This window comes from Winogradskyella psychrotolerans RS-3 (assembly GCF_000427335.1).
Taxonomy (GTDB): Bacteria; Bacteroidota; Bacteroidia; order Flavobacteriales; family Flavobacteriaceae; genus Winogradskyella; species Winogradskyella psychrotolerans.
On record NZ_ATMR01000089.1, the window covers coordinates 20,478 to 34,217 of the forward strand.

The 13,740-nt window shown below is 32.8% G+C and carries 13 protein-coding genes; 9 read left to right on the forward strand and 4 right to left on the reverse strand.

What is annotated here, in order from left to right:
- Positions 1 to 84: 84 nt before the first annotated feature.
- Together ADIWIN_RS06005 and ADIWIN_RS06010 are read left to right on the forward strand one after the other, a co-directional pair.
- Positions 85 to 1,572 (forward strand): S10 family peptidase, encoded by a 1,488-nt coding sequence (locus tag ADIWIN_RS06005; RefSeq protein WP_020897828.1) that lies wholly within the window; start codon positions 85 to 87, stop codon positions 1,570 to 1,572.
- A 73-nt stretch (positions 1,573 to 1,645) separates the two neighbouring features.
- The gene (locus ADIWIN_RS06010) at positions 1,646 to 2,827 is read left to right on the forward strand and encodes a sensor histidine kinase (protein WP_020897829.1); all 1,182 of its coding nucleotides are present in this window, start codon (positions 1,646 to 1,648) and stop codon (positions 2,825 to 2,827) included.
- A gap of 69 nt (positions 2,828 to 2,896) precedes the next feature.
- Here the strand turns inward: ADIWIN_RS06010 and ADIWIN_RS06015 are convergent, their stop codons facing one another.
- Positions 2,897 to 4,792, reverse strand: coding sequence for a M61 family metallopeptidase (locus tag ADIWIN_RS06015; RefSeq protein ID WP_020897830.1), 1,896 nt, complete (start codon positions 4,790 to 4,792; stop codon positions 2,897 to 2,899).
- Between the two features lie 84 nt (positions 4,793 to 4,876).
- Here ADIWIN_RS06015 and ADIWIN_RS06020 point away from each other — a divergent pair, with 84 nt between their 5' ends.
- From ADIWIN_RS06020 to ADIWIN_RS06040, 6 genes are all read left to right on the forward strand, one after another.
- Positions 4,877 to 5,884 carry a glycosyltransferase family 2 protein gene (locus ADIWIN_RS06020; RefSeq protein WP_020897831.1) on the forward strand — a complete coding sequence of 336 codons (1,008 nt, stop codon included), beginning with the start codon at positions 4,877 to 4,879 and terminating at the stop codon, positions 5,882 to 5,884.
- 191 nt (positions 5,885 to 6,075) lie between these two features.
- Positions 6,076 to 7,347 carry a BatA domain-containing protein gene (locus ADIWIN_RS06025; protein ID WP_020897832.1) on the forward strand — a complete coding sequence of 424 codons (1,272 nt, stop codon included), beginning with the start codon at positions 6,076 to 6,078 and terminating at the stop codon, positions 7,345 to 7,347.
- 212 nt (positions 7,348 to 7,559) lie between these two features.
- Positions 7,560 to 8,000 carry a hypothetical protein gene (locus ADIWIN_RS21230; protein ID WP_020897833.1) on the forward strand — a complete coding sequence of 147 codons (441 nt, stop codon included), beginning with the start codon at positions 7,560 to 7,562 and terminating at the stop codon, positions 7,998 to 8,000.
- Complete coding sequence (locus ADIWIN_RS06030) at positions 7,997 to 9,250, forward strand: dihydroorotase (protein ID WP_020897834.1); 1,254 nt, start codon at positions 7,997 to 7,999, stop codon at positions 9,248 to 9,250. Before ADIWIN_RS21230 ends, ADIWIN_RS06030 begins: the two co-directional genes overlap by 4 nt.
- On the forward strand, positions 9,250 to 9,585 hold the full coding sequence (locus ADIWIN_RS06035; RefSeq protein ID WP_020897835.1) for a hypothetical protein: 336 nt from the start codon (positions 9,250 to 9,252) through the stop codon (positions 9,583 to 9,585). Before ADIWIN_RS06030 ends, ADIWIN_RS06035 begins: the two co-directional genes overlap by 1 nt.
- 2 nt (positions 9,586 to 9,587) lie before the next feature.
- A complete protein-coding gene (locus ADIWIN_RS06040; protein WP_020897836.1) occupies positions 9,588 to 10,232 on the forward strand; it encodes an alpha/beta hydrolase in 645 nt (214 codons plus the stop codon).
- Here ADIWIN_RS06040 and ADIWIN_RS06045 read toward each other — a convergent pair.
- On the reverse strand, positions 10,229 to 10,672 hold the full coding sequence (locus ADIWIN_RS06045; RefSeq protein WP_235047045.1) for a DUF4315 family protein: 444 nt from the start codon (positions 10,670 to 10,672) through the stop codon (positions 10,229 to 10,231). The two genes, ADIWIN_RS06040 and ADIWIN_RS06045, sit on opposite strands and share 4 nt — an antisense overlap.
- Positions 10,673 to 10,737: 65 nt before the next feature.
- Positions 10,738 to 11,499: an MBL fold metallo-hydrolase gene (locus tag ADIWIN_RS06050; RefSeq protein WP_020897838.1), complete on the reverse strand. Its 762-nt coding sequence runs from the start codon at positions 11,497 to 11,499 to the stop codon at positions 10,738 to 10,740.
- A 204-nt stretch (positions 11,500 to 11,703) separates the two neighbouring features.
- On the opposite strand from ADIWIN_RS06050, the gene ADIWIN_RS06055 reads away from it, so the two are divergent.
- Complete coding sequence (locus ADIWIN_RS06055; protein ID WP_020897839.1) at positions 11,704 to 13,158, forward strand: hypothetical protein; 1,455 nt, start codon at positions 11,704 to 11,706, stop codon at positions 13,156 to 13,158.
- 82 nt (positions 13,159 to 13,240) lie between these two features.
- Here the strand turns inward: ADIWIN_RS06055 and bcp are convergent, their stop codons facing one another.
- Positions 13,241 to 13,696 (reverse strand): thioredoxin-dependent thiol peroxidase, encoded by a 456-nt coding sequence (gene bcp, locus ADIWIN_RS06060; protein ID WP_020897840.1) that lies wholly within the window; start codon positions 13,694 to 13,696, stop codon positions 13,241 to 13,243.
- Positions 13,697 to 13,740: the final 44 nt, after the last annotated feature.

Below are 13,740 nucleotides of genomic sequence, written 5' to 3' on the forward strand. Positions count from 1 at the left end.
CGTTTAGGAATAGGCACGCTTAGAGCGTTCTAAATTCAGGTTTCATTTTAGTATCTTTAAGTTTTTGAAATAAATTCAATCCATATGAAAAACCATCTCATCATTCTTTTGTGTCTTAGTTTTACTTTTTGCTTTTCTCAAAATTTAAAAATCCCAACAGATACCACATATGTAACCAATCACTCTGTTACAATTAAAGGCAAGCAGATCAATTATAAAGCTGAAACAGGATTTCAACCTGTTTGGGATACCGAAGGCCAAATGATTGCGTCTCTTTATTACACCTATTACAAAAGAACTAACGACGCTAAAGACAAGAATAGACCAATTGTGTATTCATTTAATGGTGGGCCAGGTTCTGCTTCTCTATGGATGCATATTGCATATACAGGACCAAAAGTTCTTAATATTGATGATGAAGGCTACCCTACACAACCCTACGGCGTAAAAGATAACCCTAATTCTATTTTAGACGTTGCCGATATTGTATTTATAAACCCTGTGAATACAGGTTATTCTAGAAAAGTAGCCGATAAAGAAGGTAAAATGCCAGACGATAAATTATTTTTCGGAGTGAATGCAGATATTGAATATCTGGCGAGTTGGATGAATACTTTTACCACAAGACATAACAAATGGCAATCCCCTAAATATATTATAGGAGAAAGTTATGGTGGTACGCGTGTGATGGGGTTATCTTTAGAGTTACAGAATAAACAATGGATGTATTTAAATGGTGTCATCCTAGTATCTCCAGCCGATTATAAAGTTTTGAGAGTTGGCGGACCATTAGCTTCTAGCTTAAATTTACCGTATTACACAGCTGCAGCTTGGTATCATAAAATGCTCAGTCCGGCACTTCAAAATAAAGATTTATTAGACATATTACCAGAAGTTGAACATTTTGCAATTAACGATTTAATGCCTGCACTCGCAAAAGGAAGTTCTATTTCGGATGATGAAAAGCAAGCCATAGCAAAACAGATGGGTTATTATTCTGGGTTGTCTGAAAACGTAATTACACAACAAAATTTAGATGTACCAAATCGTTTTTTCTGGAAAGAATTACTTCGCGATAAAACAGGAGAAACTATAGGTCGATTAGATTCGAGATATATTGGAATAGACAAAGTCGAAACTGGGACAAGTCCGGATTATAGTGCAGAACTCACTTCTTGGCTACATTCCTTTACACCTGCAATTAATTATTATATTCAGAATGAACTAGGTTTTAAAACAGACGTTAAATATAATGTGTTTGGTAATACAGGGCGTTGGGACAATTCTAATGATAATACGAGAGATGATTTACGTCAGGCAATGGCACAAAATCCCTACTTAAAAGTATTGACACAATCTGGATACTACGATGGTGCAACCACTTATTTTTCCGCGAAGTATTCGCAATGGCAAGTGGATCCTAGTGGAAAAATGAAAGATCGTTTTTCCTTTAAAGGCTATAGAAGTGGACACATGATGTATTTGAGAAATGAAGATTTAATTAAAGCTAATGACGATTTACGTGAGTTTATTGAAAATTCGCTTGCTAAAGGAAAATCTGCAAAATATTAATGCACTTATATCTGTTATTACAACCATAAACTTAAAACCCACGTATCTATATTACAACACTTAATTTATAAAAATGAAAGCCCCCAAATTCCCTACAAATGAAGCAGAACGTATTAAGGCTGTAAAGTCTTACAGCATCATAGATACACTACCAGAAAGCGATTACGATAACCTAACAGAATTAGCTGCTACAATCTGTGACGTACCAATTGCTTTAATAACAATGCTTGATAAAGAACGAAATTTTTTTAAATCTCATTACGGAATTTCACTTAGTGAATCTCCTAGAGATCTTTCATTTTGTGGACATGCCATTTTAGAAAATGATATCTTTATTATAAATGATGCCAGAGAAGATATACGTTTTATAGACAACCCTTTGCTCGAAGAACAAAATGTTGTTTTTTATGCTGGTGTTCCATTATTAGACCCTTCAGGATATAAATTAGGCACGATCTGTATTTTTGATCACGAACCTAGAGAATTAAATAGGTCTCAAATAAAAGCTCTAAAAACTTTAGGACAACAAGTTGTTAACTTATTAGAATTAAGGAAAAAGAACAGCTATTTAAATCTAATAAAAGGAGAGTTAGAAGAACGTAACACACAACTAAAATCTTTTGCCAGCCTAGTTTCACACGATTTAAAATCTCCTTTATCAAATATTATAGCTTTAACGGATTTATTAAAAGAAGACAACCAAGGTAATTTGTCTGATGATTCTCTTCAATACATTTATTATATTGAAGATTCTACAACAGTTCTTAAAGATTATATTGATGGTATTTTGATGTATTATAGTGCCGATGAACTTTTAACATCTGCAAAAGAAGACATAAAACTAAGTGATATAGCAGACGATATTAAGCACATCCTTATTTCCAATAATGAGCAACTTTTGTTTAATGATGCTGTAATCAAAAACGTCAATAAATCAGCATTATCTCAAATTCTAATAAATCTGGTTGATAATGCCCTCAAGTATAATGACAAAGAAGACCGTATAGTAGAAATTAAATATGAACTGCTTCCTACACATCATAAATTTAGTGTTATAGATAACGGCATAGGCATTGCTTTAAATCAACAAGAACAGATTTTTGAAATTTTTAAAACTATAAAGAATGATTTTTCAAAGTCTAATACAGGTATTGGGTTGAGCACTGTAAAAAATTTAGTTGAGAAACTTAATGGTCAAATTTCTGTAGTTTCAGAAATAGGAAAAGGAAGCACCTTTAGTTTTACCATAGAATAATAATTTCGCATAAAAAAAAGCTGATAAACATATCGTCTATCAGCTTTATATCTTTTTATTGAAATATATCTACCCTTTTAACCAAGCTGCTCTTACGGCTTTTTGTGCTTCTGTTGCGTTTTCATCTTCTACAATAGATTCACCTGCTGCGTAAGCTTTAGTTAATGGTGTCTTTATCATTACGGGCTTTCCATCACGTTCTAAATCCATCGTAATCTCATCTCCTTCTTTCCATTCAAACATACCTCTAATGACATCATTTGCATTTATTAATGTCAATTCTTTTCCGTTAACTTTCTTAATAATATCACCCGCAACAATACCTTGTGCTTTCCAAAAAGAATTATTTAAAGCCATAGGTGAAAAGAAAATTACTCCTATTTCTTGGTCACCATCAAAAATAATATTCTGCCCACCAGCAAAAATATAATTCGTTTCCACTTGTGTTTCACCAATAGTTAAACCAACTAATCCTAAATAATTATTATAGTTAATTGGTAAATCACCTTCAACATGAGTTTTTAAGAATTCTCCAACACTTGGGTAGGTCATCGCTGTAATTTCAGCAATTAAATTATCATCTACAAAAGGCTTATCCTTTCCGTACTTTGCAGATAATTCTTTCATTAAAGATAGCATACTTCTGTTACCATCACTTTCATTTCGCATCAAGATATCAATACACATTCCTATTAACGCACCTTTCATATACACGTTATAATATTGCGATGCATAAGGTTCGTCTAAAACATTTTCACTCATAATAGTAAAACTCATTGCATCATCTAAATGCTGTGTAGATGTCACTATTTTAGACATCATGGTATTGTAAAACGTGGTTTCATCTCTCAACCCTTCATACACTTGAAAATGTTGCGCAAAATACTCTGTTACACCTTCGTACATCCATAAATGTTTAGAGAATGTAGGTTTGTTATAATCAAAATAATGCACATCTTCAGAATGCACAGACAATGGAGTTACAATATGAAAAAACTCATGTGCAATAACGTCTACCAATGCGTCTTTAAGACTTTCTGGACTTTCATTTTCGGCAAATACCGCTACAGTTGACGTATGGTGTTCTAAAGCACCAAATCCTTTAGGATCATTCTCACCTCCTCTAGATAAGTACAAATAGATATCGTAACGTGGTGTACTATTTACATCACCTAAATATCTTTTTTGTGCCTCCATCATTTTAAAAATAGTTTCCTTTAAACTCTCGGCTGTATGTTTTTGGCTAGGAGAATAAAGGCTTAAAACAATTTTTATATCACCAACCATAAATTCTTCAACATCCAACTTTCCATACATCATTGGATTATCTGTAATATCGAAATAACGCTGACCAAAATAACTAGTTGTCATGGATTTACCATCCTCACTAACCTTAGTCCCTTTATCTTCTAATGCCGAAGTTCTTACAAAATCTACAGGAGCAGTAACATCTACTGCATACTGAGCGTTCTTTAACGAGTCAAAATATCCAATAAAACCATGTAGGTTCAATACAAAATTATCGACTTCAATATTTGTTCCGGCTGGTGAAAATGGCTCTTCGCCGCCAATACCTCCAACGGTTTCAACATCAAAAGTATCATTAACATAATACTGAAGTTTATCTAATTTTGTCGCATCAGTGATAGTCCAGGTATTGTCATCAACTTTCGTAGTGGCAAGATCGTTTCCATTATAATCGATAGCCTTAAAATCGTCAATATATTTTCCAAAATCACTAACTGAATAATTTCCTTGCACAACTCTAGGCAATCTATAAGTAACAGTTTCAGTCGTAAAACGGCCAGGATTAATAGTTACTGGTACTCTATCATTATTAACTGCTGTTAAATCTAATGCTGTTTCAATTGGATTGCTTACTGCTAAATCATCAACTGTTGGCTTTGCAGATCCACAACCGACTAAAACGATACTTATGCCAAGAATGGCAAAATAATTCTTCATGTTATAATTATATTTTTTTTAATAGACGCACAAATCTACAATCTGTTACTATTAAAAACCTAAAGGTTTTGTTAAATTCGCAGTATGTCACAACCGCTAGTTAGTATCGTCGTTCCGTTTAAAAACACACAAGTATTTATTGATGAATGCATTGCGTCAATTTTAAGTCAAACCTACACTAATTGGGAAGCTGTTTTTATTGATGATTATTCTGATGATAATTCATACAAAATTGTTAAAAGTCATGCACAAACCGATTCTAGAATAAAACTTCATAAAAACGACGGCAATGGCATTATAGACGCATTACAAACGGCCTATAAGCAAAGTAGCGGAACTTATATCACCAGAATGGATAGTGATGATATTATGACAGCTATCCGACTTGAAACCATGGTTAACAGTCTTGAAAAACATGGCAGAAAACATTTAGCTGTCGGACAAGTAAACTATTTTAGAGCTGATGGCCTTAGTGATGGTTTTACGCGTTATGAGCACTGGCTAAATTCCTTAACTGCTGAGGGCACAAACTATTCTGATATATATAAAGAATGTGTTATTCCATCTCCATGTTGGATGTCACATCGCGATGATTTTGACGCTTGTGATGGTTTTAATTCTAATATTTATCCTGAGGATTACGAATTAGCATTCCGGTTTTATAAAGCTGGTTATAATTGTATTCCTTGCGATAAAGTGCTGCTTCATTGGAGAGATTACAGTACAAGAACCTCTAGAACGCACGAGCATTATGCCGAAAATTCTTTTCTAGATCTTAAGGTCCATTATTTTTTAGAGTTGAATTATAATGCGACTAGGCCATTAGCAATTTGGGGCGCAGGTAAAAAAGGCAAAACATTAGCCAAAATATTATTACAACAAAACATTCCGTTTTATTGGATTTGCGATAACCCAAAGAAAATAGGAAAACACATTTACGATCAAGAACTTTTTAATTTCGATTATCTAACGGAACTTAAGCAACCTCAAAGTATTGTAACAGTTGCCAATTCTGAAGCTCAAAAGGAGATTAAAAGCTATTTTGAAACCAAAAACATGCAACCGATGATCGATTATTTCTTTTTCTGTTAAAATTCTCAAAAGCGAAACGAGGTAATCAGTAAGCATTCTATATATTTGAAGCGTAAAAAAAGTGACATAACAACTAAATATCACATTGAGCGCAGTCGAAATGCGTTGAACTAAATTCTCATTAGGTTTATGACTGCGCTCAAACTGACAGAATAGTACCATTGTAAATTAGCAAACATAACTAACAACAAATGCAATTCAAAAATCCCGAATTACTTTACGCCTTATTTTTGCTGGTAGTTCCTATTCTTATACATTTATTTCAATTGCGACGTTTTCAGAAAGTTGAATTCACCAACGTTAAGTTTTTAAAATCTGTAAAACTTCAAACGCGTAAAAGTTCTCAGCTAAAAAAATGGATTACACTACTAACACGCATGCTGCTTTTAGCCTGTGTGATTATTGCATTTGCACAACCTTTTATTCCGAATACTGAAGATTTTAACGACACTCAAGAAACCGTTATTTATTTAGACAATTCTTTTAGCATGCAAGCTAATGGTAGTAATGGTACCTTATTAAATGAAACGATTCAAGATATCATCAACACCTTACCCGAAGATGAATCTATAAGTTTATTCACTAACGATGCGACGTATAGGAACACCACGGTAAAAGCATTAAAAAATGATTTAATACAATTATCACATTCACCAACGCAGCTCAACTATGATGCTATTTATTTAAAGGGAAAACAATTGTTTTCTAATCAATCTGCTGCAACACGAAATTTAGTTTTAGTATCCGATTTTCAACAAACTGAAAACCCTCTGAATTTTAAAAATGATAGTACCATTCAACTGAAATTGGTTCAGCCAAAATCTACTCTAGTCACAAACATTAGTATCGACAGTATTTATGTTACCAACGCTACTGCGGAGACATTAGATTTAAATGTAAAATTATCTAGCGCCACTGCATCAATTGAGAATGTTTCTGTGTCCTTATTTAATGATGATGTCTTACTTACTAAAAGTGCTGTAGATATTGAAAACGAAGCTGAAACAACATTTACCATAGCCTACAATAAAATAATAAACGGAAAATTGGTGATTGATGATGCAGGCTTACAATATGATAATTCTTTTTATTTCAATATAAACTCCAAACCTAAAATTAAGGTTTTAACGATTAATGAAAATGCTGATGATTCTTTCTTAAATCGGATTTACACAGAAGATGAGTTCGACTATAAAAGCTTCAAAATAAATGCGCTTAATTTTAATTTAATTCCAGAACAGAATCTCATTGTTTTAAATGAACTGAATACGATTTCAAATGCCTTAAAGTCAGCTTTAATCGCTTTTAAAAATGATGGAGGCAAACTAGTAATTATTCCTTCAAACGACATAGACTTAGAATCTTATAATCAAATATTTAGCGACTTAAACATTAATTCTTTTGGTAATCAGAATCCAAATAAAAACAAATCACGAGCATTAATTATGACCATCCCCTTTTAGCGAATGCTTTCTATTCTAAAGTCACTAACTTTCAATATCCTAAAGTCGAAAAGTCGTATAATTTTTCTTCAAATTCAAATGCCGTTTTATCTTATGAAGATGGCTCTCCATTTTTAGTAGGAAACACAAATGCATATGCGTTTTCTTCAGCATTAAACTCAGAAAACTCAAACTTCAAAAATTCACAATTAATAATTCCTGTGTTATATAATATGGGATTACAGAGTTTAAAACTGTCAAAATTATATTATACCATTGGGCAACCCAATACGATTGCTATTCAAACATCCATTGGGCAAGATGATATTTTAACTTTAGATTCAGACGACACTTCAGTTATTCCGCTTCAAAAAACATATAGCAAATCTGTCGTTTTAGAAACTGAAGATTTTCCAAATACAGCTGGAATTCTGAATGTAAAGAACAAGGAGACTATTCTTCAAAATTTAAGCTTCAATTACAATAGAGTTGAAAGCAACTTAAGTTACTACAATTTAAGTACTTTAAATAATGCTACGGTAGATAATAGCTTAGAAACGACCATTAATACTATAAAAAGTAGCACAAATGTTAATGCGCTATGGAAATGGTTTGTTATTTTTGCACTAGCATTTTTAATAATAGAAATGTTACTTCTAAAATATCTTAAATGAACGCACTCATAAAATCTGCAACCATCGTTGATTCTAAAAGTGATTTTCACAATGAAACGGTTGATATTTTAATTGAAAAAGGTCGTATTTCCAAGATCGCTAAAGGCATTACCAATCCTAAAAATTACAAAGAAATAAATCTAGACAACTTGCACGTGTCGCAAGGCTGGTTCGATAGCAGTGTATCTTTTGGTGAACCAGGTTACGAAGAACGCGAAACGATATCTAATGGTTTAAAAACAGCAGCCAATTCTGGTTTTACAGCAGTGGCATTGAATGCCAATTCTTTTCCTGTAATTGACAGCTATGCGGATATAACATTTGTAAAATCGAAAGCCCAAAATAATGCGGTAAGCCTCTACCCTATTGGTGCTTTAACGCAATTAAGTAAAGGTGAAGATTTAGCAGAATTATTTGATATGACGAATGCTGGAGCCGTTGCTTTTTATGATTATCAAAACCCTATTTCGAATCCTAATCTTATGAAAATTGCGTTACAATACGCAAGTAATTTCGATGGTTTGGTTTGCTCTTTTCCACAAGAATCTAGAATTTCTGGACTCGGAGTCGTTAACGAACATATTAACAGTACCAAATTAGGATTAAAAGGAAATCCGGCTTTAGCGGAAGAATTACAAGTGGCTAGAGATTTATTTTTATTAGAATATACCGAAGGTAAACTTCATATTCCAACCATTTCTACTGCAAAATCCGTTGAACTGATTAGAGCCGCAAAAGCTAAGAAGCTCGATGTAACATGTAGTGTTGCCATTCATAATTTAATCTTTACCGATGACGTTTTAGAGGACTTTGACACCAATTACAAAGTGCTTCCTCCATTAAGAACCCAACCCGATTGTGATGCTTTAATTGAAGGATTAAAAGATGGCACTATTGATATGGTGACTACAGATCATAATCCTATTGACATTGAACATAAGAAAATTGAATTCGATTATGCGAAATACGGAACTATCGGATTAGAATCTGCTTTTGGTGCGTTGCAAACATTATTTACAACTAAGAAAACCATAAGCCTTTTAACACAAGGAAAATCTAGATTTAGAATTTCAGATACCAGCATTAATGAAGGTGAAATTGCTGATTTAACAATGTTTAATCCTGACACTACTTACGAGTTTAGCATTAATAATATTACATCGCGCTCTAAGAATAGTGCGTTTTTGGGAACAGCACTAAAAGGTAAAACTTATGGCATCATCGCTAACGATATAATTGTTTTAAAATAATGGATCAAAACACAATAGACGAAGGTAAAACGTTAGGTTTAGTAGCTTACTTAACCTTAATTGGTACGTTGATTGCCTTTTTTATGAATAGAGAAAAACCTAATTCATTTACAGCTTTTCATATTAGACAAGGCTTAGGCTTAGGTTTATTACAGCTTTTAATAGGCAATTTAGTAGTAGGTTATAATGGAGAAATAATGATTAGCTATTCGTTCTGGATGTTTTTTTCTGTTTTATTTCTTTATGGGCTTTTTGGAGCGATTACAGGAAAATTGAACAAAATTCCTTTAATTGGAGACTTTTTTCAAAAAATTTTTAAATCAATTGGTCAATAAACATGTCAAAACTACACTATATCACTAGACCTTCTTCGCTTAAAGAAAACGCACCACTTTTAATAATGTGTCATGGTTACGGCAGTGATGAAAATGATTTATTTTCTTTTGCTTCAGAATTGCCAGAAGAATTAATGATTATCTCATTGAGAGCTCCGTACGCCATGCAACCTTATGGAAATGCGTGGTATGCCATAAATTTTGATGCCGATAAAGGCAAATGGAGTGATAATGAGCAAGCGAAACAGTCGGTAGCTTTAATAGCTGAATTTGTTGATTATGCTTGTGGAACCTATAACGTAGATCCAAAAAACGTGACCCTATTAGGGTTCAGTCAAGGTACTATCTTAAGTTATGCCGTCGCATTAACTTACCCTGAAAAAGTAAAGAATATAGTCGCTTTAAGTGGTTATATTAATGAAGATATTATACCAGATTCTATAGAAGAAAGTGCAGTTTCACATTTAAATTTCTTTTGTTCTCATGGTTCTGTAGACCAAGTGATTCCGGTGGATTGGGCTCAAAAAGCACCTTTGTTTTTAAAAGCTTTGAATATTAATTGTGTGTATACAGAATACCCTGTTGGTCATGGCGTTGCACCACAGAATTTCTTTGATTTAAAAGCGTGGTTGCTTAAGCATATCTAATTTAATTTAGGATATAAAAAATACTCAACCAATTTATATTTAAGGTCGTTATTTTCATCTATAGAATAGGTTAGAAAAATTTCGCCCCATAATGCACCATCTGTAAAATTGGCTACAATCCATTTATGATTCATTACCCTAACTTTATTAATCAATAATTTAGAATCTGTAGTGGATACATAAGGAACCATTGGGTGATCTTCCCCCTCATAATCATTCATGTTATAAAGTCCTTCTACAATAGCAGGAATGAGTTGTTCTGTATCATAGCCTAAAGCTTCAAAATAATTATAAGCATCTTCATTTCTATCGATGCTAAAATAACTCAACTCAAAGTTTTGTTCTTCTAACGTTTTTATAGTCTGTTCTTTTTCGGCAACCTTAGCCTTAACTTTTACAATATCCGCTTCGTATTTATCAATAATATTTTTTGAATTCACATATTGAAAAACGAGTAACAATAGTGAGAAAATGAATAAGTACATTAACAGTTTATTCTTCATATCTAAATGGTAATTTGTAAGTTATCGTAAGCTAAAAAAACGTTCTTTGGTAATATTTGTTGTACATCATCATGAAACCCTAATAGGTGACTGATATGTGTTAAATAAGCGCGCTTAGGTTTTACACGCGCAATAAAATCTAAGGCTTCTTCTAAATTAAAATGGGAAATATGTGGTTTTATTCGCAAAGCATTTACTACCAATACATCCAAATTCTGAAGCTTTTCAATTTCAGAATCAGCAATCGTTTTCATATCTGTTAAGTATGCAAACTTATGAAATCGGTAACCAAAAACCTGAAGTTTATAATGTAAACCATCAATAGGAACAACATTGAGATTTCCTGCTAAAAATGGTTCGTTCTTAACTTCATTTTTAGTGACACTAGGCACACCTGGATACTTATTTTCTGTAGCAAAAATATAATCAAAACGTTTTTCTAATGCTTTAAAAACACGTTGATGTGCATACAGATCTATATCTCCTTGTCTGAAAAAGAATGGTCGAATATCATCTAATCCCATCGTATGATCTGCATGTTCATGGGTAAAAATGATACCATCAATTTTAGAAACGTTCGCCCTAAGCATTTGCTGTCTAAAATCTGGACCACAATCAACCACAAAAGTAAAATCATCCCATTCTACTAATATTGAAACACGTAAGCGTTTATCTTTAGGGTTTTCACTTAAACATACAGGATGATCGCTTCCTATAATTGGAATTCCTTGTGATGTGCCTGTTCCTAAAAATGTAATTTTCAATATGCTTTAGTTTTATGAAATTACTCCGAATTGACAACCCCTTAAAAAACAGTCTTATTTCCTTTAGATATCATCATAAAGTAGAAAAATAACCCATTCAATTATTATATTTTCAATTTGGAGATCCGATGACAAAAATAAACTTATTTTTTGTTTGCAATAGTAAAACAGTACCTTTGCTAAAACGATGCATACCCAATATCTATGAAGGACATAACGTACACTGGTGACTCAGATTTCGAAAATATACCGTCGCTAAAAGACAAAGCTTTACGTATTAATCTTAATGCTGACATTTACGGTACGTTTTCTGAAATTGGAGCAGGACAAGAGACTGTACGTCATTTTTTTAGAGCTGGAGGTGCTTCTGGTACCATTGCAAAAGCGATGTCTGCTTACGATAAAGATTTTAGTGATGCTATTTACGGAATTGAAGATGATAAGCGCTATGTAACTGAAGCGAGACTTCGTAAGATGTTAAATCACGAAGTGAACTTAATGGAAGAGCGTATTACCAGAGAGAAACATCCGAACAAAATATTTTTCTCTTATGCGAATACTGTTACAACCATTGATTTTGCTAAGCAATATAAAGGCCATGGTTGGGTTGGTATAAAATATCAAGTGGGACCAAACCAAGAGTATAATGATATAATTATTCACGTTCGTTTTAAGGAAAATGACGCACGTTTACAACAAGAAACACTTGGTAAATTAGGAACTAACTTAATTTATGGTGCCTTTTACAAATACAATCAACCTCGTAAATTATTACGTTATTTATACGATCACTTAGATAAAGATCAGTTAGAAATTGATACCATCAACTTCTCTGGTCCCGTTTTTAAAAATGTAGATAACCGCCTAATGAGTCTTCAACTTGTTAAAAATGGAATGACAGATGCCGTAATGTTTGCTCCAGATGGCAATAACGTTTTACCGGCTCGTGTACTTTATAAAAAGAATATTTTAACATTAAGAGGTAGTTTTAGACCTGTAACTAAAGTCAATATGGACATGTTTGAGAAATCTTACGAAATGTTCATTAAAGAAAATAAGGTCGAAAAAGAAAAAACACAAGTTATTTTCGAAATCACATTATCTAACCTAAGAGCTGAAGGTAAAATTGACGAGCAAGATTTTATGGATCGTGCTAAACTCTTATGTTCTTTAGGGCAAACGGTATTGATTTCTAACTTCCAAGAATATTATAAATTAGTAGAATACTTCTCTCAATACTCAAGAGCTCGAATGGGATTAGCCATGGGAGTAAATAACCTCGTTGATATTTTTGATGAAAAATATTATCGCCATTTAAGTGGAGGTATTTTAGAAGCCTTTGGTAAATTATTTTACAAGGATTTACGCGTGTATTTATATCCAATGGTAAATGAGGATAATAGCTTAACTACTAGTGAAAATCTTAAAGTACATCCTCGTATGAAAGAACTTTACAAGTTCTTTAAATACAATGGTAAAGTAGTTGACATTACGGATTATGACGCCTCTAACCTATCTGTTTTCTCAAGAACAGTTCTTAAAATGATTGTGGACAATGAAAAAGGATGGGAAAAAATGTTACCAGAAGGTGTGTCAAAATTAATTAAAGAAAAGAGCTTATTTGGTTGTGAATCAGAAGAGGTTATGCATAAAAATTGAAGTTAAAAACACATAATAAAAAAAGCGACCTTTCATCTACTAAACGTAGTATAATGGTCGCTTTTTTTTGTTCAATATTGTCTTATTCTCCTAATATCTGCTCTGCATGAGCTTTCGTTTTCACCTTTGAAATAACATCTTCTATAACACCATTTTCATCTATAATAAATGTAGTGCGGTGAATACCATCATATTCTTTTCCCATAAATTTCTTTGGCCCCCAAACTCCGAAAGCTTCAATGACAGCTTTATCTTCATCTGCTAATAATGGATATTGAAATTCGTATTTATTCTTAAAATTAGATTGCCTTTTAGCACTATCTGCGCTTACTCCCAAAATCTCATAACCCTGAGTTTTAAAACGCTCGTAGTTATCATTTAGGTTACAAGCCTCTGCAGTACAACCTGGCGTACTCGCTTTAGGATAAAAAAATACAACTAATTTCTTGCCTTTATAATCGGATAATGAGACCGTATTTCCAAGTTCGTCTTTTGCTGTAAAATCTGGTGCCTTATCTCCTACTTTTAAATGTGTCATAATTACGTAAATTTGTATTAAATCTCTGATTAGGTAAAAATACA

Excerpts from the sequence above, each read along its gene's own strand:
- ADIWIN_RS06005 (WP_020897828.1), top strand. The coding sequence starts at position 85 with ATGAAAAACCATCTCATCATTCTTTTGTGTCTTAGTTTTACTTTTTGC.
- ADIWIN_RS06010 (WP_020897829.1), top strand. The coding sequence starts at position 1,646 with ATGAAAGCCCCCAAATTCCCTACAAATGAAGCAGAACGTATTAAGGCT.
- ADIWIN_RS06015 (WP_020897830.1), bottom strand. The coding sequence starts at position 4,792 with ATGAAGAATTATTTTGCCATTCTTGGCATAAGTATCGTTTTAGTCGGT.
- ADIWIN_RS06020 (WP_020897831.1), top strand. The coding sequence starts at position 4,877 with ATGTCACAACCGCTAGTTAGTATCGTCGTTCCGTTTAAAAACACACAA.
- ADIWIN_RS06025 (WP_020897832.1), top strand. The coding sequence starts at position 6,076 with ATGCAATTCAAAAATCCCGAATTACTTTACGCCTTATTTTTGCTGGTA.
- ADIWIN_RS21230 (WP_020897833.1), top strand. The coding sequence starts at position 7,560 with ATGGGATTACAGAGTTTAAAACTGTCAAAATTATATTATACCATTGGG.
- ADIWIN_RS06030 (WP_020897834.1), top strand. The coding sequence starts at position 7,997 with ATGAACGCACTCATAAAATCTGCAACCATCGTTGATTCTAAAAGTGAT.
- ADIWIN_RS06035 (WP_020897835.1), top strand. The coding sequence starts at position 9,250 with ATGGATCAAAACACAATAGACGAAGGTAAAACGTTAGGTTTAGTAGCT.
- ADIWIN_RS06040 (WP_020897836.1), top strand. The coding sequence starts at position 9,588 with ATGTCAAAACTACACTATATCACTAGACCTTCTTCGCTTAAAGAAAAC.
- ADIWIN_RS06055 (WP_020897839.1), top strand. The coding sequence starts at position 11,704 with ATGAAGGACATAACGTACACTGGTGACTCAGATTTCGAAAATATACCG.
- bcp (WP_020897840.1), bottom strand. The coding sequence starts at position 13,696 with ATGACACATTTAAAAGTAGGAGATAAGGCACCAGATTTTACAGCAAAA.